13 protein-coding genes and 6 pseudogenes are annotated in these 24,071 nt (G+C 54.5%); 7 read left to right on the plus strand and 12 right to left on the minus strand.

The features are described 5' to 3' along the window. Positions 1 to 347: 347 nt before the first annotated feature. The 7 genes and pseudogenes from AC07VU_RS13390 to AC07VU_RS13420 form a co-directional block, all read right to left on the minus strand. The gene (locus AC07VU_RS13390) at positions 348 to 2,729 is read right to left on the minus strand and encodes an ATP-binding protein (RefSeq protein WP_457274651.1); all 2,382 of its coding nucleotides are present in this window, start codon (positions 2,727 to 2,729) and stop codon (positions 348 to 350) included. Continuing rightward, positions 2,726 to 5,122 (minus strand): ATP-binding protein, encoded by a 2,397-nt coding sequence (locus tag AC07VU_RS13395; protein ID WP_457274652.1) that lies wholly within the window; start codon positions 5,120 to 5,122, stop codon positions 2,726 to 2,728. The genes AC07VU_RS13390 and AC07VU_RS13395 overlap by 4 nt, the downstream gene beginning before the upstream one ends. Further along, positions 5,119 to 5,784, minus strand: coding sequence for a response regulator (locus AC07VU_RS13400; protein WP_495030010.1), 666 nt, complete (start codon positions 5,782 to 5,784; stop codon positions 5,119 to 5,121). The genes AC07VU_RS13395 and AC07VU_RS13400 overlap by 4 nt, the downstream gene beginning before the upstream one ends. A 459-nt stretch (positions 5,785 to 6,243) precedes the next feature. Further along, positions 6,244 to 7,476 carry an EAL domain-containing protein gene (locus AC07VU_RS13405; protein ID WP_457274654.1) on the minus strand — a complete coding sequence of 411 codons (1,233 nt, stop codon included), beginning with the start codon at positions 7,474 to 7,476 and terminating at the stop codon, positions 6,244 to 6,246. Between the two features lie 290 nt (positions 7,477 to 7,766). After that, a pseudogene (locus AC07VU_RS13410) lies at positions 7,767 to 8,645 on the minus strand (IS630 family transposase). Positions 8,646 to 8,784: 139 nt separating this feature from the next. Beyond that, positions 8,785 to 12,501 (minus strand): autotransporter domain-containing protein, encoded by a 3,717-nt coding sequence (locus tag AC07VU_RS13415; protein ID WP_495030011.1) that lies wholly within the window; start codon positions 12,499 to 12,501, stop codon positions 8,785 to 8,787. A gap of 454 nt (positions 12,502 to 12,955) precedes the next feature. Next, positions 12,956 to 13,135 (minus strand): annotated as a pseudogene (locus AC07VU_RS13420) (transposase); the annotation flags it as partial. 17 nt (positions 13,136 to 13,152) lie between these two features. On the opposite strand from AC07VU_RS13420, the pseudogene AC07VU_RS13425 reads away from it, so the two are divergent. Then, positions 13,153 to 14,031, plus strand: a pseudogene (locus AC07VU_RS13425) (IS5 family transposase); the annotation flags it as partial. 572 nt (positions 14,032 to 14,603) lie between these two features. Beyond that, positions 14,604 to 14,750 (plus strand): annotated as a pseudogene (locus tag AC07VU_RS13430) (IS630 family transposase); the annotation flags it as partial. A gap of 39 nt (positions 14,751 to 14,789) precedes the next feature. On the opposite strand, the pseudogene tnpC (AC07VU_RS13435) reads toward AC07VU_RS13430, so the two are convergent. Then, positions 14,790 to 15,604, minus strand: a pseudogene (tnpC, locus tag AC07VU_RS13435) (IS66 family transposase); the annotation flags it as partial. Here tnpC (AC07VU_RS13435) and tnpC (AC07VU_RS13440) point away from each other — a divergent pair. After that, positions 15,599 to 16,810: pseudogene (tnpC, locus tag AC07VU_RS13440) on the plus strand (IS66 family transposase); the annotation flags it as partial. The pseudogenes tnpC (AC07VU_RS13435) and tnpC (AC07VU_RS13440) overlap by 6 nt on opposite strands. A gap of 269 nt (positions 16,811 to 17,079) precedes the next feature. Here tnpC (AC07VU_RS13440) and AC07VU_RS13445 read toward each other — a convergent pair. The 3 genes from AC07VU_RS13445 to AC07VU_RS13455 form a co-directional block, all read right to left on the minus strand. Further along, the gene (locus AC07VU_RS13445; RefSeq protein ID WP_457274658.1) at positions 17,080 to 17,472 is read right to left on the minus strand and encodes a TetR/AcrR family transcriptional regulator; all 393 of its coding nucleotides are present in this window, start codon (positions 17,470 to 17,472) and stop codon (positions 17,080 to 17,082) included. Between the two features lie 195 nt (positions 17,473 to 17,667). Then, positions 17,668 to 18,156 (minus strand): Xre family toxin-antitoxin system antitoxin, encoded by a 489-nt coding sequence (locus AC07VU_RS13450; protein WP_457274660.1) that lies wholly within the window; start codon positions 18,154 to 18,156, stop codon positions 17,668 to 17,670. 121 nt (positions 18,157 to 18,277) lie between these two features. Then, on the minus strand, positions 18,278 to 19,180 hold the full coding sequence (locus AC07VU_RS13455; RefSeq protein ID WP_495030012.1) for a site-specific integrase: 903 nt from the start codon (positions 19,178 to 19,180) through the stop codon (positions 18,278 to 18,280). 406 nt (positions 19,181 to 19,586) lie between these two features. Here AC07VU_RS13455 and AC07VU_RS13460 point away from each other — a divergent pair, with 406 nt between their 5' ends. The 3 genes from AC07VU_RS13460 to AC07VU_RS13470 all read left to right on the plus strand — a co-directional run bounded on the left by AC07VU_RS13460 (position 19,587) and on the right by AC07VU_RS13470 (position 21,837). Then, positions 19,587 to 19,892 carry a hypothetical protein gene (locus AC07VU_RS13460; protein ID WP_495030013.1) on the plus strand — a complete coding sequence of 102 codons (306 nt, stop codon included), beginning with the start codon at positions 19,587 to 19,589 and terminating at the stop codon, positions 19,890 to 19,892. A gap of 71 nt (positions 19,893 to 19,963) precedes the next feature. Continuing rightward, a complete protein-coding gene (locus AC07VU_RS13465) occupies positions 19,964 to 20,725 on the plus strand; it encodes an SIR2 family NAD-dependent protein deacylase (protein WP_457274664.1) in 762 nt (253 codons plus the stop codon). Positions 20,726 to 20,826: 101 nt separating this feature from the next. Then, positions 20,827 to 21,837: a DNA-binding protein gene (locus tag AC07VU_RS13470; RefSeq protein WP_457274665.1), complete on the plus strand. Its 1,011-nt coding sequence runs from the start codon at positions 20,827 to 20,829 to the stop codon at positions 21,835 to 21,837. 43 nt (positions 21,838 to 21,880) lie between these two features. On the opposite strand, the gene AC07VU_RS13475 is transcribed toward AC07VU_RS13470, so the two are convergent. Further along, positions 21,881 to 22,771 (minus strand): hypothetical protein, encoded by an 891-nt coding sequence (locus tag AC07VU_RS13475; RefSeq protein ID WP_457274666.1) that lies wholly within the window; start codon positions 22,769 to 22,771, stop codon positions 21,881 to 21,883. Positions 22,772 to 23,033: 262 nt separating this feature from the next. Here AC07VU_RS13475 and AC07VU_RS13480 point away from each other — a divergent pair, with 262 nt between their 5' ends. Next, positions 23,034 to 23,693, plus strand: a complete 660-nt coding sequence (locus AC07VU_RS13480) for a hypothetical protein (RefSeq protein WP_457274667.1) — start codon at positions 23,034 to 23,036, stop codon at positions 23,691 to 23,693. Positions 23,694 to 24,071 lie beyond the last annotated feature (378 nt).

Genomic DNA, 24,071 nt, shown 5'->3' on the forward strand with positions numbered 1-24,071 from the left:
TTGCAGGCGCAATACTAGAGCCGCTCTCATAAACATGAAATAGGAGTACTCCTAAAAACAACAACTCGACAATTTTGGCAAAACAGCGCCCACACTCGACACTCGTCGATACATTCGCCCCTCAATAGGATTACTCCTAAAAAGCCGGCCAATTCAAACTTCATATTAGTGTTTTATAAATATTCGCCGAACGGCGCTCGTGAAAAGCCAATATAGGTGAGAAACGGGCCCGCGCTCGATATAACGAGTTGCGCATCAGCACTCCTTACCCGTTTTCACGCACTATGTCTTTATGACCACCACTTTTCATACAACGCTGAATCATGCGCGGGCGTGCCTTGACGCCTCTAAGGGGTAAGCATGTTTCCAGGCACCTGTGCGGTGCTGCACAGTTCAGTCCACTGCATGAGCAGCAGACCCAGTGGCGGTACGAGGGCCTCAGCAGGCCAATCGACGCTGTTCCTCAACAATCGGTCGATTGCCTCGATGGCGGGGGTGAGGCGCGCGAGGTCTTCAGGCTGCGCAATGCGCCATTGATGCAGAACCTGTGATGCCCGGCTTTTGTCATGCATCGCCAACGCTTCGATGAGGTTGTTGATATGCGTGCGCAGCTCGGGGGTGAGCATTGTTCTTTCGAACTCGCCGGAATGGGTGGACTCCTCGGGCGTCAGCGGCATATCGCACCACAGCGCGATGATTTGCTCCAGCTGGCTTGACTGAACGGGCTTGATCAGCAGGCTGTCCGCCCCTGCATCGAAACAGTGTTCAAGGCTTTCATTACCGGTAGGTTCCCCCAAGGCGATAATAGGGAGGTACGGTCGCTGCCGTTGATGCTGCCATTCGCGCAACGCCTCGACCAGGCTTGCGGCGCCACCGTCCAGCGAGCCCCAGTCTAGAAACGCCAGGCTAAACGCGTGCTTACAAAATAGCGCCAGCCCCTGCTCTGCATCGTCCGCAGCCAAGGTTTCGCACCCTGAGCGTTGGAGCAGTTCGACCAACGTCTGCCGCTGTAAGGTTGGCTTCTCGACCAGTAGTACCTGCACACAAGGGGGCTGTACGGTGTCCGCCGCCAAAGTCTGTATCTGCTCACTACCGCAGACAGTATCGACACGCGGAGCCAGCATCAACGGCAGTATCATGTCTATCCGAGAGCCCTCCCCCAGCTTGCTGGTCAGTGTTAGCTGGCCTTGCATCAGGCTTACCAGCCGTTGACAAAGCACCAGTCCCAGCCTCGTGCCTCTCATGCGCCTGGATGACTGCTTGAAGCGCCAGGACGGTCGGAACAGCGAGCGCTGTGCCTGCCTGGACAGCCCCACACCTGTATCAATGACACGAATACGCACTTGCTTGGCTTCCCTCGCACCACCCAACCTCTGCAACTGCACCTGGACGCTTCCGCACTCGGTGTACTTGATCGCATTGGCAACCAAGTGCCGTACCACCTGGGCAACACGACGATTGTCCAGCATCAGATATGGCAACTGGCGGTCTCCGGTCAATGTCAGGTCAAGACCTTTTTCCTCGGCAGACTCCCGCTGGCTCTCGACCACCTCCTCGGCAAGCGCCCAAAGATCCGTAGGTTCAGAGTCAAGCTGAAGTTTTCCGGCCTCCATCTTGGAGATATCAAGCACATCATCCACCAAGCGCAACAAGGTATGAGCACTGCTGATGGTGAGGTTGACGAGTTTGCGCTGGTGCTCATCGAGCGGCGTGTGCTGCAACAACTCCATCACAGCCAGCACAGCGTTCATGGGCGATCGCACCTCATGACTCATCACCGCCAGGAACATTGCTTTATCCTGCTCGCCTCGTGTGGCACGTATACGTTGAACCCGGCTTTGCCAGGCTAACATCGGCAGCAGTAGCGCTATGGCCAGCAGAAGCCACAACTCCGATTGGTAATGCTCGGCAATGGCTTGAATCGTCGGAATATCAACATCCAGTTCGGCCAGCCATTCTTCATAAATCTGCTTACGCTCATCTGTATTGATGGAGGCCAGTACCTTCTCCAAGATGAAAAACAGAATGACATCAGTATCACGCACGGCCATGCTCACCCCCCTGTGCAACGAAGGAACCACGCCGGAAATCTGCAATACGCCTTTGTATTGGCGTGACAAGTAAGGAATAACCAACCACTCGGAGGCAATGGCGGCATCGGCGCTTCCGCGATTGACCATCGTCAGCATGTCCACCGCGTTTTTGGCACTGATCACCGTGACGTCACGAATTTGGCTGCTCAGAAACGAGGCGTAGCCCTCACGGTCAAGCATGACCAGCCGCTTGCCGGCCAAATGCTCCAGGTCCACAAAAGGTTGATCGGAAAAGCGACTGACAAGGATGGTCGAACTGGTGTTATAGGGCTGTGTGTAGAGCATCCCCCGGTCCGCCAGGGTACGGCGCGTGGACAAGACATCCACTTCCCCACTGAGCAGCATGTCTTTTCGGGCGCTGTGCGTGGTGGTGGTATTCACTGGCTCGAACTGCAAACCGGTACGCCGTGCGATCAGTTGCAGGTATTTGGCTGACAGTCCTCGCAGCTCACCACCGCTCATGTATTCGAATGGCTGCAGGTCGTCGAAGACCCCGACTCGCAAAACTGGATGGGCCGCGATCCAGTCCCGCTCCTGCTGACTCAGAGTCATTGGCACCGGGTCGACTTCCGCACAGGCGTTACCCGCGCCACCCACCAACGCCAGCACAAACAAAACCAGGAACCGAATGTTCACGATTCCCCCCACCAGGTAGTCGATGACAGGTGCAGCGCATCCAGTGACATACCGTCACTCAAGGCTTTCCAATGTCGAACGATAGATTGCAACGACCGCGCGTATGACGGGTCGTCCCACCCCTGGCCTTCGCGCAACAGTTCCTCCATCTGCTCTGCAGCGTGGCCCAGCGCCGACCACTTCATGATCAATGCCGCGCCTCGCAACCGGTGGGCGAAGCGCACTGCACAAGGACGATCACATAACGCTACGGCCTGAATGAGGCGCCCCAGGTCAACGGCCATTTCCTCGCTCACTTCGGCCGACATCCGAGCAGGTGCCGTCGCAATCGGCGACGGCAACGCCAGGCTGACATCGCACCAGCGCTCGATGACCTCACTCAGTTGTCCAAGTCGAATAGGTTTGCTCAGCACCCCATCCATTCCAGCCTCCTTGCAGCGTCTGGCATGCGGGCCACCCGTCGATGCGGAAATCGCGATGATCGGGCAATGCGCTCGCCCTAGCTGCGACTCGGTGGCGCGCAGCTCGCGGGTCAGGCTGTAGCCATCCTGGTCGGGCAGGTCGCAATCCATCAGGATAATGTCGTAGTCATGGTCCCTGAACAGAGCCTTCGCCTGCGCGGCATCGGCCGCGATCACCGGACAACAGCCCAGACCACGGATCTGAGCCAGCAGCACCTCCTGGTTGGCGCGGGAGTCCTCCACCACCAGAATCCATAGCCCACTGTGGGACGGCGGCGTCAGTATGCCGAGTGCCTTCGACATTTCCTCCGTTTCAGATGCAATGTCCGCGGGCAGACAAAGCGTGACGGTGGTACCCACCCCCTGTTTGCTGTCGAACGTCATGACGCCTTGCATTGCAGTGACCATCTGCTGGCAAATCACCAGACCGAGCCCCGTACCGCCAACCTTCCTGTCATGCCGGGCTTGCGCATAAGGCTGGAACAACGATGCCCCTGCCGACTTAGACACACCATTCCCCGTATCGCGGACGACGATTTGCAGACTCTGAACGTTATCTTGCGCACGCACCAGGCTGACCCTCACCTGGACGCCGCCGGTTTCGGTGAACTTGATCGCGTTGGAAAGCAGGTTGTGGATGACCTGAGTCAGCCGTGAACCGTCAAGCAGCAACAGGGGCAAATGCGCAGGGACATCCAGCTCGAGTTCCAATTCCTTTTGCTGCGCCCGTAGACGATGCAAGCCCACCACCCCCTCCATCAATGCCTCAACTTCGGTAGGTTCGACCGCCAGCTGTCCAGCCAGGCCCGGTCCTGGTGCTTCCAATACCTTTAAACCATCATCCAACACGCGCCTCAATGCAGCTGCACTGCTGTTGGCCAAGTTGGAAAAATGCCGCTGCTGGATATTGAGCCGTGTATGCAACAACAGTTCCATCGCGGCAAGCACGGCATTCATGGGTGAGCGAAGCTCACGGCTCATATGGCGCAGGAACCTTGCTTTGTGCTGCTCGTTATGCACCGCTCTGCGCCAGTGAAGGTAGCCGCGGAATACGAATATACACAAGCTGACCAATGCCAGGGTTGCCAGGATCAGGGCGTGCAAATAATGGCTGCTGATACTCAGTAGCGTAGGCTCATCCACGTGCAGGTCGTGGTACCACTGCTCATATATCGCCTTGCGTTGCTCTGGCGAAATAGACCTCAGCACTTTCTCGAGAATCGACACCAGTCGCGTATTGTCCGCACGGACGGCGATACTCACCAACAGCAGTTGACTCCCAACCACCCCGGAGACCTCCAGCCTCCCCTGAAACCGCCGATACAGATACGGCATGAGGAACGTTTCAATGGCGACCACCGCATCGGCACTACCATCCGCAACCTTGCTCAACATTTCCAGCGCCGACATGCTCTTTATCAGGCGGGCATGAATCGACCGCTCGCTGAACATACGCTCGTAGCGCTCAACATTCGGGATCATCACGGTCTTGCCCTGCAATTGATCGAGGTCAAATATGTCCGGGCGATCGACACGCGTAACGATAATCGGGGAAGTGGTGTGATAAACAAGCGCTTTGATCGCCGGATTATCAGGCTGGGATTTGAAGCGTAGGTGGGAAGAAAGTAGATCGACTTGGCCGTCTAGGAGCATTTGCTCACGGACCGACGCGTTCTTGCCCGGCACATACTGGAATTGCAACCCGGTGGCGAGACTAACTAACTCGAGGTATTGCTCCGCCCGCCCGTGCAGCCTCCCCTCCCTGAGGTACTCAAAAGGCTCCAGGTTTTCGTCAACCCCTACACGCAACAACGGATGCTGGGCGATCCAGTCGCGTTCCTCCGGGCTTAGTTCGATTGAGCTAGCCTGAATCAGAGGGGCGGCCGCCATCAGTACCCACAGCATTAACCCCTTGCGCAGATTTCCCCTCATGACGGACTGATGATTTTATTGAGCTTGAACAGTTCGTTGTTCGACGTCACGCCAAGCTTGCGAAACGCCGACGCCTTCTGAGCACTGATGGTCTTGAGACTGCGATTGAATTTCTTGGCAATTTCACTCACGGTCATACCCGCCAGGTAACAACGAATAACCTCCTGTTCGCGGCTACTGAGTTCTGCCTGGGCGAAGGCGTCCGACGTGTCTGTCACCTGTTTTGGCGGCTCCCAGGTGACTGCTTCAGCCAAACGATAGGTCATGACCGGACTGAGGTACACCATACCGGACGCCACTTGGCGAATCGCCTTGAGCAACTGCTGCATATCCTCTCCCTTGCCAACGAAACCGCGAGCACCGATACGCATGGCCAGGCTGACAGTCGCCGGATCGTGGTGCGCGGACAGCACCAAGACCTGGCATCTGGGGTATTTGACCCTCACAGCACGGATGAGCGACGCGCCATCCAGCTCGTCTGGACCCAGCGAGAAATCCAGAATCAGAAGATCCGCGGGGCATTCAGCCAGCCCGCCGATAAGATCGCGACTCCTTCCATAAACGCCAACGACCTTCAGATCCACTTCAGCCGCCAGAGCCTCCACCAACCCATGCCTGACAACAGCATGGTCATCCAATAACGCAATACGTATAGATTTCATCGCGTTTTAACTCACTCAACCCAGCACGTACATCACTGTCAAAAGATAAACACAAGCAATACGACGCACAGCGTTCAAACGAGTATAAGCCGCAGTTGTAAATGGGCAAGCTGATGCACTAGAAGCTTTTCAGTTTCCCTGCCCCATATACTTTATGCATCTCACAACTGAATTTGCCTATGCCAATCGTCCGTCTGTCCGCCCCGCAAAACCAAGTCAATTATCATTTCAGTCTTCTCCAGCCGCACGCTATTGTCCTGCTATCCTAAGAACAAACAGCGCCTCCACGTTCTGCAAGTACGGCAACGACATTCAATGGCAGGTAACCACGAGCCACACACCGCGCAGTCCGACATTTGCCAGTACCGGAACGGGTCTGATATGGACGACGAATTGCCCAGAATCGAACTTCCCCAGACTTTTTATCTAGAGTAAAGAAAGCGCCACAGCACTCGATGGTTAATTCTGCTTCTTCATGAACACCATAAAGTCATCAAACTCCATGGGATGCGCCAAGGCATACCCTTGGCCAACTCGGCAACCTAATCGATGCAACATGGGAATCGTCGACTCATCTTCGATACCTTCAGCAACTACGTTCGACGTCAGCAGCCGCGCCCAATTGATAAAACCACTGATGACCTTGCCCGAGGACGAGTATTCTCCAAGAGCCCGGACAAATGACCCATCTATTTTCACTTCATCAAATGAAATGTTGACCAGCAGGTTCATCGTTGCCGCCCCAACGCCAAAATCATCCAGTGATATCTGAAAGCCCTTGGCTCTGATAGCAGTCAACGCTGCGGACAACAAGAGTTCGTCCGGCTCGGGCACGTCCTCGGTCAACTCTAGCTTCAACAAATGGGTCGGCAAACCGACTCCATGCATGCGCGCTGCCAGCCGCTCGGCGAATTGCGGTGTACAGAGTGTCTTTGCCGAGGCATTAACGGCGATGGGAATCCGGTAGTTCTCGTGCTTGAGCGCGAGCATGACCTTGATCGCCCACATCTCCACCAAGCTGAATAACAACAGATCCAACCCCAGGTGGTTGACCAGCGGGATCATCACGGAAGGCGGGATGTCACCAAATCGCTGATGCTTCCACCGTACCAGCGCCTCGGCCCCGACAACACGCCGACTCAATAGATCGAATTGTGGCTGGAACACGAAGCGCAACCCTTCCCCGGTAGTGAGTGCACTGATAATTTCATCTTCGGCCAATGAATCGAAGGTCGCTTGTGCAGGCTCTGCGTCGTTCTTGGCATGGATCAGCAGCGCCGCCCGAAAGGCATCATTCAAGGCTATTGCACCACATTGATGGAGGATTTCCACGTGAATACCTGCCGCCTTGGCCAGACGCGCAAGGGATTCCAGAGCAGTCATAGCCACCCCGCCCATGCACTTGATCCACGCTGTCTGGCCAATTGCAGGCAGTCCAAACGTGCAGTTATCATCGCCGCGGCGAGCCAACTCGATCATTGACGTCTCGCCCGACCAGAACACGCTGGGTAACTGTTCCAACTTACCGCTTTTATGCATGCGATTTAGCACGCTCAGCAACAACAGGCCCGCTTCGCAAGCGGGGCAAATCTGGCAAATGATCACATCGACAGAACCTTTACTCAAATAAACTTCGAGCTCACCCAGCGTAGTGAAGCTAGCCAAAGGCTTAATACCGTTAGTCGCAAGCATGTCCCTCATACATTGAGCAGAAACTCCGCTCGCCGCCAATATAACGACGCGCAATGTCGCAAACGTGCTGGGCGCAATTATGTTCAATCGCATGATGTAGCTTTCCGTGTTTACTGTCTCCAATCAAGTTTATCGTCCACCTCACAAAAAAAAATAAGACTGGGACTAAAAACATCATTTCCGGCATTGGGCCCTCCTTACGTGCAGTGGCCTTCGATCAAGTCGGCTGATCTTGAGGCAATCCCCCTCTATCAAGCATATGTTTATCCAGCGGCTAGTGGTCTGAGCGGTTAATCAATTAACTTATTTTTGATCACACTCAGCTTTGCTTTATGCACCGAACTGATGATGGCCTCAGCCGTTTTGTTCCATTTAAAGGGTTTGGCTGAGTGCTCGCTATGAGCTTCGATAAATTGGCGGATAGCCGTTTTCAAATCGGTCACGCTGGTGAAGGCACCCTGGTACAGCGCTCGTCTTTCCAGTTGGGCGAACCAGCCCTCCACGGCGTTCAGCCAGGACGCGCTGGTCGGGGTGAAGTGCAATTTGCAGCGTGGATGCTTTTCCAGCCACTGCTTAATAGCGGCAGTTTTGTGGGCTGAGCTGTTATCCAGAATCACATGCAGATCCAGTCCGGCTGGCGTGTTGCGATCGATCTGTTGCAGAAGGCCAGAAACTCTCGGGCCCGATGACGCTGGGTAATCCGCCCAATCACCTGGCCGGTCATGATGTCGAAAGCTGCGTACAAGCTCGCTGTTCCATGGCGCCTGTAGTCGTGCGGCGACGTTCGATCTGAGCTGGGCGCAGCCGCAACATCGGCTGAGTGCGAACCAGCGCCTGGATCTGGGTTTTCTCGTCAACCGACAGCGTCAGCGCGTTATCCGGCGGGTTCAGGTAGAGCCCAACCACGTCGACCTTGTCGGCGAAGTGAGGATCGTTGCTAACCTTGACGGTCTTCAGGCTCAGCCCTTCAATTCCAGCTTCCAGATAGCACTTTGCCGCTTGAATACCGTCGACCGTGTGACCTGTAACTGTTCGCTGACGGCTTTGGGCGTCATTCCATCAGCCAGCAGAAGTAGGATGCGAGCCCGTTCGACAAGGGCCTGTCCCAGCGTGCTCATTCTCATCCAGTCACCCTGTGTTTCTCCTGCCCGGAAATTGAGCAGAAGCAGTTGAACATCTGGGGCAGTTTTTGTAGTCAGAATAGCTTTTACTGGGGCAGTTTGCGGTCAGTGGCACAATAGCGAGGTGCCGAAAAAATGAGGGCACTGAAAAACTCAATGCCCTCATCGCTCCTCACCGATATCAGCGTCAGAACTGGAAGCTGACCCCCAGGTTGAGCGCATTGCCACTATCCTGGCCGGACACTTGTCCGGTGTAGTTCAGCGACACCAGAGTATCCTTGGTCAGGTTCATTTCTGCCGAGGCCTTGACCACCGCACCGTCTCGGGACGCTGGCACACTGCTCACCCCAAACTCAGTATCACTGCCGACAAATTTCATTGTTTTTGTGCGGTCAAGTTCTTTGTATTGATGTTCCCATCCCAGCTCACCGCGCAGCCTCACCGAGCGACTGGAACCCACGGGTAACTGCATATGCCCGCGCAGGCCAGTCGTGGAGACGATAGCGTCCTGACTTTGCTTGCCAGCGCGCAATGCTGCTCCTTTTCCATTTTCCTGGAACGAGTCGCTCTGGAAGTTAACGTAAGTCATATTTGCAAAAGGCTCCCAGCCTAACCACGCAACATAGCCAACCTCACCAAACACCTGATCCGTGCGTGCCTTGTAGGCGGCTCTTGGATGAGCCGATTGATTGCCATAGCTCACGTGACGGGAAGTCTCAATATGATGCCATGTCGTTGCTCCGCCGAAGCGTAATGCAATGCTTTCGAAGCGTTTCCCACCATAGACCGACAGGTGATAGTTGTCTGAGTCGACCGACTTTTTGGAGGCCCCCTCCAGGCGGGTCTGGGTATAACCCGTCGCCCCGCCGAATCGCCATCCGTCACCGATATCACTGTCCAGGCCCAGCAGGACGCCGGTTGTAGATGAACTGAAGCTGGAGGTGTTGTGATCGGACTCATGTTGTGTGCGACCTCCAAGCAACTGCACCCAACCACCGCTACTGTTATCGCCATGAATCTTTGCTTGCGGTTGCAACGCTTGGGCCTGTTGCAAGCGAGCATTGGTCGCATCCCGAATATAACGACTGTCGGCGACCTGCACTGCGGCGACATCGGCATGAACCTGGCCGTCCAACTGTTTGAATGCCTGACGAGCCTGTTCGGCGGTATGGAAAGTCAACAGGCTCTCATACACCGGATTTCCCAAGGGTAATGGCTCAATCGCGGTCGCGACAGCACGCTCATTTTCGCTCTGAGCTACACTGGCAAAACTGGTACTGTTTCGCTCAATAGCGACGCTCAAGCTGGTCGCTATCGGGCCGGAAGGATCAAGCGCAACTGGAATGAGCTCTTGCTGTGTCCGTGATCCGGTGATCCGAGTGTTCATGAACAGGTAGTCAGGCGTGACGGATGAAAACTGACCCACTATTCCTTTTTCGGCTGTAAGAATGTTGAAGGTCTGTCCAACCAGCGTTTTGGCCTCATCCGCCGTCAGAAGGTTGGTGTGATTCTCCAGAGAAACTCTGATATCACCGCCATTCAGCGTCACAACCCCACTACTGTCGACCCTATCGCTGCGTCCGTCGGGACCGACTTCCACTTCATAAACCGAGCCCGCATCGAAAGTTACATTTCCGGTGCGTAGGGTGCCTATGGAGTTGCCCGGTGCTATTGTACCGCCAGACTTGATAACCAAATCACCCAGGGTGCCGATGCCGCTGAGTTTAGCGCCCTCGCCTACGGTTACTGTACTTTGCAGGCGGGCGAGAGGGTGATCGCTGTCGCCGATGCCCAGATGTCCCTCACGGACCAGGGTTTCACCGGTATAGCTATTTTGTCCATTGAGAGTGAGCTTCCCGCTGCCTGTTTTGATCAACCCGCCCAGCCCCGTGATAGCGCCGTCATAATGTGTAACCTCAGCCTGATCCACAGTCAGTGACCCCGTCCCAAGCTGGAGACTGCCCCCTTTTCCTTCGAGCCTCGAAGCTGTCAGGTCAAATCCATTGAGGTCAATCGCACCGCCATTGATGGTGTACGCAGTATTGTTCACAAAACCACCTGTAATGTCGGACCTGAGAATTCCCTCCTCGACAAATGTTCCTCCCGTATAGCTGTTCGCTGACGAAAACCGCAGTGTCCCTGCCCCCAATTTCGTGAGGCTACCCGGGCCCATTAAAGCTTGATTCGCAGATACCTCATGGCCAGGTTCCGCGATATCGATCCACCCGTCCTGCTCCAGTACAATTTTTCGGTCGAGACTAGACATTGAAGTGCCAGCGACCTTCAATCCGCCGTTGGTCAAGAGCAACTTGGCGTTACGTCCTCCCAAGGCTTCATCTTCATCAACAATCAGTAGCCCGTTGTCCTTTACAAGTACTTCACTGATAAAGGAATGATCATCAATGCATAAATCCTCAACAGCCTGTTTGAAACGTGCATCACTGCCCTTGCAATTGAGAGTGGTTTTCTTCTGTTCGTTATCCAATTCATCAAATACAAAATTGCCTGAGTTATCTATAACCTGTCCAAGTGCAACATCATCGCGCTCGTTGTTACGTGTGAGATAGTACGTCTTGTTTCTACCTGCAAAGTCGTAGGCATCCTTCCCCCATACCATTCTTGTTTTACTCTCGCCATCCTCCTTATATACTTCAAGGCTCGGTCCAATCCAGCGCAGGTTTTGCGCCACGGGTTCATGGTCAGAAAGTGATTTGCCGCTAGCATCCCGGGCGAGTTTACTGAGATTGCCTGTTAGTTTTCCATCGTCAGCAATCTCTATCCATTTCGCGAAAGGGTATGACACAAAAATGTGATCGAGTGTCGCCCTGTCCCAACCTGTTGCAATATTAGTTGACATCTCGCCATCACTCGGCCAAGTAGCGCGCTCATCCTCAGCTTTACTCGGTCGGTACTTCTCCTCATTTTTATTAAGACGGAAGATTTTATATCGATTTTTGAGAGTACTTATTGTGACTGGACGATTGCTTTCAACAGGATACTTCTCATCTTGCAATATGCTTTTTTTTCCGGAATTCAATATATCGGAGCGCAAAGCGCTTGCCCAGTTCGACCATGACAATTGATCAATATCCTGGGCAGGGTAGTATTTCTGAATGACTGGCCTATAGAGTTCCTTATCGCCAAGGTATTCATATGCAAGTTTTGTATACAGCTCACTTCCACCAGCATTTTCAATCACTAGCAACTGCTGTTTTTTACTGTGCAACCCCCGTTCAGAAACCTCTCCGGCATTGAAGTCACCCAACAAAATTACTGGTATATTGCTGGCCTTCGCAGCGTCATTGAGTTTCTTTGCCTCAGTCAGACGACGATTAAACCCGTCCCCGTGATCTAAATGTATGGCATTTACGATGGATTCAGGAAAGCCATTACCCGGAGTAATTCGGATAGAATCTCCAGGTTCATCAACAAAAGAGACGGTAGAAAAAATACTTCCCGTACCCTTCTCCTTTCTGATGTCTTCATCCTGGTTCCTTCTTGCCTTAACAAAACCACCCTGCTTTAAAGGAGACTCATTTAAGGTGTCAATCGTATTACGCTCGAATTCATATATGTATTTGTCGCTACCAGTGTTCGTACTGGTCGTGTAGTTGACGCGTCCATTGTTGAATAACTCAGGGAGAACCACAATGTCCGGCGAAACTTTATGAAATAAGTTTTTTGTAGCCTCTGCGTATTTTCGAGTCTCTACGCCGTCTTCTTGTGGGGCCCACATTTTAGAGTTCTCGTGACGATTCCATATATTGAATGTCATGAGTTTTATGGAGAAATTTTTTGGAGGTATTTCTTCGGCAAATGCTGCCGGTGTAAGTATCGTCATATTGGATACTATAGTTGCCAAGATTTTTGTTTTTGAGAGAAACTTGTCGTATGGTTTTTTCATATGGCCCCTGGCATTCTCAATTTGTGTTTATACAATCATCTGCAGAGTCTCTTGTCAGCACTAGTGACAATCGCTAACAGTGCAATTGAAAAGCAATAGGAGTACTCCTAAAACGAAGGAGAAAACCGCAGCAGCGAGGCAATCTTTCCAGAACTTCTTTCGTTGCTGGATCGCTCAACGAGAACGAGGGGCGTAACCGGCCGACCAACATGTCTACCTGACTCCGACGCCAAAGGCGATTGTGTCCACCTAAATTAAGCGGATGCAATTACCCCTTAAAGATGGTCTGAAGTAGCCATGTGTTTCTGGCTGACCTCGGCCACCGCCGATTTTAAAGGTGGCGAGTCGATCCAAAACGCTGAGATCACTCACTAATTGCTGTTCTTTATCCGTCGTGAGCATCTCGCAGCGGTTATTCCCCGAATTACAGGTGCACCTCTCCTGCATGGCTCAGTCAATGTCGACGAGCCATCCACGGATTCGACTGCGCAAACAGCGTCACCAGCTATGCCGTGTTCTTGGCCAGGCCACGGAAGCGCGTCTTCACATAAGCGAACTGGCGCTTGATCACCCGGAACGGGTGTTCGACCTTCGCCCTTATCTGCGCCTTGGCTTTTTCGATCTTGCGCTTGGTTCTGCACGGGACGCTGCTTTGTGTCATACGAACTTCCCAAGTCCTATGGCTACAACGAAACGCACCGACGGCAGTTGTCGGAGCAACGGTATCCCAGTTGCTTGACTGATGCTGAATGGGCGCTGGTCGCCGATTTGTTTGAAACCCAGGGCGGTTGTGGTGTGCCACCGCGTCATTCTCGACGGGAACTGCTCGAGGCCTGCTGCTATGTAGTACGCACCGGGTGCTCATGGCGCATGCTGCCTCGCGAGTTTCCTCACTGGGACAATGCCTACAAAACCTTCCGCCGATGGAGTACGCTGGGCAAATTTGAGCAGATGCATGATCGCTTGCACGCGCAATGGCGAGATCGGGAAGATAGCGATGACGCCCCGTCAGCGGCTATCTTAGACTCTCAATCGACTCGCAGTTCCCCTCAGCTTCGACGCTGGCAAGAAAGTGAAGGGGCGCAAGCGAAGTCTGATAGTCGATACGCTGGGCCTGCTTCTGGCGGGGAGTATCAGCGCAGCAAGTGTGCAGGATCGCGACGCAGCGGATGACGCAGTGGCTTACTCGAAGGAAAAATATCCGTCATTGAATACGCTCTTCGTCAATAGTGCATACGCGGGAAAATGTGCTCAGCGCATGCATCAAACGCACGAGGTCGACGTTCAAGTGATCCGGGGGCCAAACAATAGAAGAACGGGGCAATGGCGCTCAGAACAGGGAGATCTGTTTACTGTCCTGCACCTACCGGCTTCGTAGTTATGCTCAAGAGGTGGGTTGTTGAGCGGACACATGCTTGGAATGAGAGGGCTCGGTGGCTAATCATGCACCACGATCAGCTGCTCGCCGTGAGTGAAGCGTGGGTGTGGCTGGCCGAGGCACGCATACTCGCGCGCCGACTCACGACATGATTTTTTCTACACCCTCTAAGGAAGCGATGTTAAAGTTCTAGACAGAGTCCGAAGAGATCGGGCTTCGCGGCGCAGGTGTTCGATGATGCACACGATACTACTAGCTTCTGCGTGGTTAAGTCTGTGCAATATGCCTAGAAGATCAGTTGCGCAACTTTCACTTGCTGCGGCTGACTCAACAAGACGCAGTTGTATATTTTGAATTTCTATCATTGACTGCATGGATATCATCTTAGGCGTCGGTATTTAAGTCTGAAGCTGATATGGATCTTTTCTGTTATGCGCATGCGTCGTCTATAAGACTAGTCCGATTTTTCCGAACACTGGGTCTACTTGTGCCGAGGTCTATGTAAACCGTCGCCGAGCGGCAATCAGGACAGCCCAAATTGGGCAAATGATCGTTCCGCGCGCTCTACCTGACATGCTGAAAATGAGTATTCCGGTGCTGTGTTCAACGCAGCATGCTCGTCGAGTAGGCATTTATCATGCGTGGCTAGTGGTCTGAGCGGTTAATCCATTTTCCTACGGGCGACGATATACTTTGCGCCCAATGTCATGGATTGGTTATACGCATGCCTCGACCAGCTTCTCCCTTCGCGTTAACGCCTTCCGATCTCATTACCCTGCAAGACTGGATGAGAATGAGCACGCTGGGACAAGCCCTTGTCGAACGGGCTCGCATCCTACTTTTGCTGGCTGATGGAATGACGCCCAAAGCCGATTGAAGGTAAGCGTCCGCCCAACTCACCTTGCGTAAGTCAGGCCGGCACCCACTGATGCGGCAGCAATTGTCCGATCTCACTGGCCCGCTGCGTCGGCAGCCGCGTCAGCACATCTTTGAGATAGGCGTACGGATCATGCCCATTCATGCGCGCCGATTGGATCAAGCTCATGATTGCAGCCGCCCGTTTACCGCTGCGTAGCGACCCGGCAAACAACCAGTTCGAACGTCCGAGCGCCCATGGCCGTATCTGGTTCTCAACCTGGTTGTTGTCGATGGGCACAGCCCCATCGTCCAAGTAGCGCGTCAGCGCTACCCAGCGTTTCAAGCTGTAATCGAGGGCTTTGGCCGTAGCTGAGCCGTTGGGCACCAGATCGCGCTGGGCCAACATCCAGTCATGCAGTGTTTTGATGATCGGTACCGCCATTTCCTGACGTATTCGCCAACGATCTTCATCACTCATGTCCCGCGCTTGGCGTTCGCCCTCGTACAAACCGCCAATCGAGTGCAAGGCCTGTTCAGCCAACTGACTTTTGTTCGCCACGTGCAGATCGAAAAACTTGCGACGGGCGTGGGCCATGCAGCCGATTTCAGTGATGCCTTGTTCAAAACCGGCTTTGTAGCCAGCGAAATCATCGCAGACCAACTTGCCGTTCCAGTCGCCCAAGAAATTGCGCGCATGTTCTCCGGCACGGCTTGGGCTGAAGTCGTAGACCACCGCTTTGAGCGCTGAAAACAGCGTAGTGCTGTAGGCCCAGACGTAGGCCCGGTGGTTTTCTGCTCTCCTGGCGCAAGCATTTGCACTGGTGTTTCATCAGCGTGAACCACGCCTTGGCTTAGCACCGTTTGCCGCCGCAGTTTCCGCGCACCGTGATTCGTCACGGACCAGAAAACACCCAGTGCGCCTGTGGCTGCCAACTTCAACGCATCGGCGAAGATGTCAGCGAGAAGCTGGACTACACGCCGGGCGTGTTTACCGTCGAGCAACATGTGCGGGGCAAATGGGCCTGCCGTCAGTGCGAAACGCTGATCCAGGCGCCAGTGCCGGCGCAGGTCATCGACAAGGGCATGCCGACTGCCGGGCTACTGGCCCAGGTCATGATCGCCAAGTTTGCTGACCACTTGCCTCTTTATCGTCAGGAATCGATTTTCGGTCGAGCGGGCTTGACGATTCCACGTTCCACTTTGGCTCAATGGGTTGGTGTGACTGGGGTGCAGTTGCAGCCTCTGGTCGACGCGCTGCGCGACGTAGTGCTCGGGCTGCAGGTGATCCATGCCGATGAAACACCCGTGCAGATGCTCGTTCCTGGCTCAAAGAAAACCCACCGCTCCTATGTTTGGGCCTATGCCACCAGCCAGTTCTGCGAAACAGCGGCTGTCGTTTATGACTTCAGCCCCAGCCGTGCCGGTGAGCATGCTCGCAACTTCCTGCAAGGCTGGAAGGGCAAGTTGGCCTGTGATGATTTTGGTGGCTACAAGGCCAGTTTTGAACTCGGCGTGACCGAGATCGGCTGTATGGCCCATGCGCGGCGCAAGTTCTTCGAACTGCACGCGACCAACAAGAGCATGCTCGCCGAACAGGCCCTGCGCTATATCCAGTTGCTGTACGAAATCGAGAGTGAAGTCAGAGATCAGGAACCGGATTTACGCCGTCGAATACGGCAAGAAAAGACGGTGCCCGTGATGGATATGCTGCATGCCTGGATGATCGCCCAGCGCGATCTCGTGCCCGAAGGTTCGGCTATCAGCAGAGCACTGGATTACAGCCTGAAACGCTGGGCAGCGCTGTCGCGCTACCTCGATGACGGGGCCGTACCCATTGATAATAATTGGTGCGAGAACCAGATCCGGCCATGGGCTCTTGGACGTAAGAACTGGCTCTTCGCAGGGTCGCTACGCAGCGGAAAACGGGCAGCGGCGATCATGAGTTTGATCCAATCGGCGCGGCTGAATGGGCATGATCCGTATGCCTATCTGAAAGATGTGCTGGCACGGCTGCCAACGCAGCGGGCTAGCGAGATCGAACAACTGTTGCCGCACCAGTGGATACCGACCTGACTTACGAAGGTGAGTTGACCGTGCGCTTATACTGGGTAGCCAAACGGCGTTCGAAGTGAGCCTTGGCCGGGCGATTAGCATGCATCATAAGTAATCGTCCTACTCGGGATTGATCCCTTCGTCTAAATACTTGCTGACCAAACGGATAAGCTCGCTTTGTATCGCGGGATCATCCAACAAGCCACGACGTGCCGCGTTATGAATCACTCCATCAACCGTGTCAGAGATGATTAATGCTGTGATGTGATCGCTTTATTGGGCTGACGGTTTCAATAAATAGATACCGCCTCTGCATAGTACGCCAAGTATTCAATCTCAAATCCGCTATTGGGGCTCCGATAGTCATCGGAGCTTGGGGCCTCATCAAGCAATACCCTATGCAGCCTAGGGTAGGTGCTATGGGCTTCGATCATGGCCTGTACGATGTTAGCCACGAACTGCATCGGCGCCAGCCCTTTGGCTTTGATTTTTCGCATGATGGAAAGACAGTCATCAAGGTGATTCTGGCGAATGGCATCCACCAAGGAGAGCTTGTCCGGAAAGTACTGATACAAAGAGCCGACGCTCACCCCAGCTAGGTCTGCAACTTTATTGGTTGTGAATCCCGCCCACCCCTCACGGCTCAAAACGCGAGGTATCGGCATGATGGTTTTGGTAAACATCTTTGCGCTGATGCTTGTTACTTTAGTGATGCCATATGTAGGAAACATTGACCAGTTGCATGATTGGCGTAAGTCAAACTACTGGCTTCTGTTTTCCTGGACATTAGGACTGCTCCAAACTTGGGGTGTTGAACTTCAGCTTATAACTTCCGTGACGCTGAACGCCAGATACGTGTCTTTTTGGGACGCTGGGCCTTACTGATAGATGCCCATCTCCACTCTTTGCAGATACGACTCGACGGACTGGAAGCCCACCGCGTTTTCAACCATATCCAATGGCACGTAACCTTCTAGATGGCGGCATGGCCGCCCGAGCCAAGCTTCTGCCAGTTGCTGGGAGCCGAAAACCGCAATGGCGTCCTCAAGTGCCCGGGCATATTGAAATGCGACCGCGCTTTGATGGGCGTTCAATCGTGCCTCACCACTTTCCTGCGCCTTGCGCTGAACCGTGCGAATAGACCTTCCAACCACCCGCTTCAAAATGTCAGCCCTTGAATAAAGCGCTGATGATGAAACCATGGCTTTGACATCCGTCAATGGAAAGCCGGCACGCACCAGCAGGTAAAGCCGCAGTGAACTGGGCGGCACCGGATGAACGCCGATCAAAAACTCCGTAGGCTTACAGCCTCGGAGCTCCGCCGAACATGGCTGTGTACCCGCAGTAAACATGACGGTCTGTTTCACGGCATTGGCCACCTTAAAAGGCTGGTCCCTCCCCAACGCTGCAAGGTTCACTCGCTCCACACCCCGCATACTGGGCGGTTCGTATCATGGTTGACAACCCTGAGTGGACATTACCAGAGACTCAGCGCCGCCACGTGCCAAATGGGGCATCCGCGTCGACATAGCGCATAGCCGACTGCACGTCGCGCCAGCCCACGTAATCCATCAAAGCCTTGGCACTCCACTGGTTGGCACTGGCCCAGGTGGCGAAGCCCCTTCTCAGCGAATGACCGCTGTAGCCTCCTTCTTCCAGGCCGCTACGCTGCAAAATCCGCCGGAGGATCCGTGGAATACTATAGCTGTGTAGCCCTTCGCCTAACCGTCCCCACCGATTGACGTTGCGTAATAAAGGCCCCTCGAACAGACCGCTACAACCCAACCAGTCCTCATAAGCTTGGACAGGGCAAAGGTGGGTGAGTGCCGGAACGCTGAGTTGCCGACCCAGGTTGGCGCGATCGGTCTTGCTGCTGGGCAGAAACAACGTCAGCCCCTTGGCCGGTTCGAGTCGAATCAACTCGATGCGCAACCGGCACAGCTCATCACTGCGCAGCGCGCGCCAGAAGCCGAGTAATAGCAGCAACCGATCACGGCAGGCATGCAAACGTACGGCGGGCTGATCGCCCTGCTCCTCTCGCCTCAGCGTCTGAATGCAGACTTCCAACTCCTGCAGTTGCAGCGGCTCGGCCTGCTGGGGTGGCCGGGTGTGCAACGCCTGGATACCACGCAGCACTTCACGCACCGCTGGGGCCTTGGTCGGGTCAACAAAACCATGCTGCAGATGCCACTGAGCGAGTGCCGCTAGGTGGGTCCGCAGCGTTCCGGGAGAAAAGCGCTCGGCATGCTCAGCGAGATAACGTGCGACGCTGACCTGGGAGGCCGGGAGCAAACCGCCCCACTCGCCTTCGAACTGTTCGATCACTTGGGCATAGCGACGCGTGGTGCTCTCGCGCCGGGCCGCCTGGAGATAGCGCTCGGGATCGCTCATACGCGCCCTCCGTACCAACAAGAACCTCATTGACGCCCGGTTTTCAGCCTGACGTTTGAGAATGCAGGCTTCTCAAACCTCAGATTGAGTCGCCCTAACCCGCCAAACGGGCCACCGGTATAGCTGTAATTTCGTACCGTTTGAACGGTACGAAATAGTCTGCCGTAACAGACGTTGAACTGCTGTAACACGCTGATCAGGCAGAGCTGTCACCGCGGTTTGGCATAAGGACTAGGAGTTCCCGCCATTGGGGTCGTCAAAAATCAAGGCGTGATCACTAGCTCTGTCAGTTTAGCCAACCGACAGCGCTTGCAGATCCAACTGTTATCTCTGCGTGTCGACCGATGGCCAACGGAGGAAGACGCTGACTTCTACGCTATAGGAGGACAGCGAGCGAGGCGGGACCATGAAAATCCTTGGGCACGTGGAAAGCGAAGCGGTAACCGATGTCCAGTGTGACGTGTGTGATGCGTCCACCCGCCTGGAGAACGGCAACCTGCAATATGGGAAGCTGGAAGCCCACTGGGGCTATGGCACAGCGCACGACGGCGAGCGTTATGAAGTGCATCTGTGCGAGCGCTGCTTCTTTGCCACCCTTGCCTACCTCAAGCAGGAACGGAGGACGTTGCACCTGTTTGACGGTGACCCTCGACCAGCGGACAGCGATCTGGGCTTGATCACCAGAAACAATCTGTTCCGCGACGGCGGCTGAGGCGTACCCCCACACCCGGCATGATGTCGTCGTTGAGTGCTGAAGGCCCCGCCTCAGGAGGCCAGTTTTCGATGGACGTTCTAGAAAACACCACCACTGCACTGCGGCAGGCTGAGCACATTATGGTGTTCACCGGCGCGGGGATCTCTGCAGAAAGCGGCATTCCGACGTTCCGCGATCGGCTGACCGGTCTTTGGGCACGCCACGATCCCCAGCGCTTGGAAACGGCGAAGGCGTTTCGGGAAAATCCGGCGCTGGTGTGGGGCTGGTACCTGTGGCGGCGCCAGCAGGTTCTGCAGGCACAACCGAATGCCGCGCACCGGGCGATCGCCCGTTTGGCCGACGGAGGACGCCAGGTCACGGTGATCACCCAGAATATTGATGACCTGCACGAGCGCGCCGGCAGCCAGGACGTCGTGCACCTGCACGGAAGCCTGATGATCCCGAAGTGTTTCGCCTGCCACCGCCCCGCCGAACTCAGTGCAGTTGAACAACCAGTCCCGCATGAAGGAGCGCTGATCGAGCCGCCGCGCTGTACACGGTGTAACGGCCGGCTGCGTTCCGGCGTGGTGTGGTTCGGTGAAGACCTGCCTGCGGGCGCCTGGAAAACCGCCGCGCAGACAGCACGCAGCTGCGACGTGATGCTGTCGATCGGCACCTCCGGCGTGGTCATGCCGGCCGCCAGCCTGCCCGACCTCGCCCTGGCGGCCGGCGCCGTGGTCATCCACATCAATCCGATTGACGTCTGTATGGACGAGCCAAAGGAGCTGATGCTAATCGGCGAAGCAGGACAGGTGCTACCCGCGCTCATCGAACGGGGGTTAGCGCGCTAGGTGACCGGCATTCAACGGTGGGCTTATCCCTGGGGGTTACCGAGGCAGCGAATTCGGTTTGCCACCATACTGTGTGAGAACCACCTTGTCGGATCGACGCCATGGCTCGTAGCGGAATCAACAAAGCTCTGGTACAGACTGCGCGAGACGCACTCCTGGCCCGGGGTGAAGCGCCGAGCATTGACGCGGTACGAGCTGAACTCGGCCACACGGGTTCGAAAACCACGATCAACCGCTATCTGCGTGAACTGGCAAGCGAAGAACCGCGACCGCCCGCTGTCAGCTTGAACGAGGAAGTCCAGGCCTATATCGAAGGCCTGGTGCAGCGTCTGGCGGCAGATGCCCAAGAGGCCGTCAGCGCCGACCGGGCCCGCCTTGAGCGGCAGAAGCTGGCTTACGAACAGCAACGTCAGGTCGATAGCGCTCGCCATGACGAGTTGAAGAAAAACCATCAACTGTTGCTAGACGAACGCCTTGAAGCCCGCGAACGGGAGCACAGCCTCACGTCATGTGTTCAACAACTGGAAGGTGAGCGGCAGCGCCTGCTTGCCACTGAATCCCATTTGCAGCAAGCCGCGCACGATCGCGCAGAACAGATTCAGTCGTTGGAAGAAAAGTACCAGCAGGCCCGCGAGTCGTTGGCGCATTATCGTGAACATACTCGCCAGCAGCGAGACGCTGACATCCAGCGTCATGAAGGGCAGGTCCAGCAGCTTCAGCATGAACAGCGGCGCCTCCAGGAACTGCTGATGAGCAAACAGGAAGAACTGACCCAGCTGTACCGAGATCTGGAGCGTCGGAGCGCTGAGCATCAGGTCCAACGTCTCGCCCTGCAAGCCGAACAGAAACAGGTTCAGCAACTTCACACCAGCCACGCGCAGTTGAACGCGGCCCTCAGTCAGTTGCAACAGCGAGAGCAACACCTGCAGCTTGAAGCGACAAGCTTACGCGAACGAGCCCACCGCTATTTGTTGGATCGTCGCCAAGATCGTAGGAACCTCCGCGGCCTCGCACAACAACTGCACCAGGTTCATCAACTGTTGGCCCGCCTGCCTAGCCCAACGGTTTCATTCCGTCCAGCGTCAGACCTGAAAACGCCGCCCCCTGATTAGCCTGGCACGCTGGTAACTGGCCTTCTTGCTAGAGTCACAACACCTAACCGCAAGAAATCGCAGCCGGGGCATGATGGTCAGGGAACTCGCAGCAGACACCGTTCAGGTAGACGGGGTGATCCAGCCATTGCGCCCGCTTGCTGCACCATTTTTTCCGCAGCGGACGAGGCAATCCGCATCCTGTTTTCCCCATCAGTTTCTGCGGGCCGACATCCAATTCGTGCTGAATCTCTCGGCGAAAGTTCCAAATAAGCAACGCAAGGTGCTGGTCATCCTGAAGAAGCCACCTCCGCTGCTGCAGAATTTTAAAAAGGTCCTCATCGGCTGCCCAAGTTACGGGGCTAAACTCTCGATTAGATACCGGCGTGAACTCGTCGCCGAACATTTGAGCCGTAAGCATGGCCTGAAAGTCGACGCGAATATTGAAAATCGGTTGTTGCATGCTACCCAAGAACACCAAAGCTGCGATATTTTTCTCTAGCCACAACCGATGGATAGAAAAGCGGGGGGCGTGTGTCTGCAATAACACCAGATGGACGGCCAAACACGGCCAATCGGCACGGTCAAACAACAGCCGGCTCAACTTACCGCCATACCCATCCAAAGGCTTTCCACCAATTCGAATGGTATCTGCCAACTCATCCCATTCATTCTCCCACTCAGGGTGAGAGATAACTGTCCACAACGGATTGTCAAACAGCGCGCGCAGATGTGGGAAGTAACCAAACAATAATTTCTGGTTGTTCTTCTTTGGCTTCGCACCGTGCTGCATACCTTTCCATAGCGACACGCTATCCTGCCAGGGGCGCAATCGGTGCCAGTATTTTGCCATGCTGTATGGCGCGTGCAGGCAGCCCATTGATTGTGCTGTGGCGTGAAACAATGTCGTGCTGCGAAATAGAGAGCCTACTGATTCAACGTTCAGGGTGGACATGTTGTACACCTCCATTACGTTCGCTATGCGGTCCCCTTTGCGCGGTATTCAAACCTTATAAAATACGGACAGAACCCGCTAATTAGAGCCTTGCGCGGAAAATGGATAGAGGCCCTCCAACGTCATTAATCGATTGTATGCTAAACCCCTATTACAGCCCATAATCAAAGCCATTCAAAAACCCACTCAAAAGTGTCGACACTCCAGGTGCAGGCCCAGAACGACAAGGGAATTTATAATCTCTATCGAAGTGGAGGCTAAGATGTCTTCTATCAATTCTGGAAATATTCAAGTCCGACTAGGAGACGTTGCCAAACTCAGCTCGAGCCGTCTACCGAGGCATGGTCGGCACGGTAGCCGGGTCACAATTTTTCCCTCAAAGAAAAATAATGCCCCGCTCATGTGCGAATCACTGCTCGAGGCAGCGTTCTGTTTAGAACTGGAGCGAAGAGCCGACGTTGCCCGCTATCAAATCCACCCTTACACATTGAGTTTTATAAGAGCCAAGATTCGCTACACGCCCGACTTTGAGGTGACGTTCACCAACGGCGCCCAACAGTTGATTGAAGTGAAAAACGACCAAAGCTTTCAGTGCTCCAAAACCAAAGCGAGACTGTTGCGGATTGTTGATTTGCTGGCTGAATACGACTGCCTTCTCGAATGTTTGCCGATGCACCATTTCTACAATGCCGCACGTGCCACAAACCTTGATTATCTGTATCACCGTGGATACAGCAGCAACGGACAGGCAGACGCAGCGATCCGCCACTATTTGGCCCAGCAGCCAAAAGCCATCTCGCTGCAGCAACTACTGCAGACTGCATTTGAACCAACAGAGGTCGCACACGCTTTATTTTACAAAGCCATTTACTGCAACATGCGAGAGCCTATTACGAAAGAAACCATGTTATGGCTTAACTAACCCTTAGACAACTTAATCTATTGTTCAACATAAACTCAAGGCGATCAAAATTTTGGATCACCTTGCCCCAATTCGCCCATGCGCAGCCGGATATAAGATCATGAAGCCTTCCACAAAAGTCGTAAAAAATCACTTCAACAAGATCGGTCCCATGTCACCCAGTAGAGCCCATGTTAGACCGTTACCTTTTGTTTTGCCTGACCTCAACGATATCGTGATGCCGTGGCAACTTTCCCATAACCACCCAAAACTCGATTTTAAAATGACGCAGTGGCTATGTGAGCCGGACAAAAATGGTGAGCAAAGGCTCAAGCAGATGCCATTACTTATGCTTATTTTAGAGAATCTCAACTTAGTGGGCGTCCCAATCAAATTCGT

It is taken from the genome of Pseudomonas sp. GW821-FHT02B10 (genome assembly GCF_059421865.1).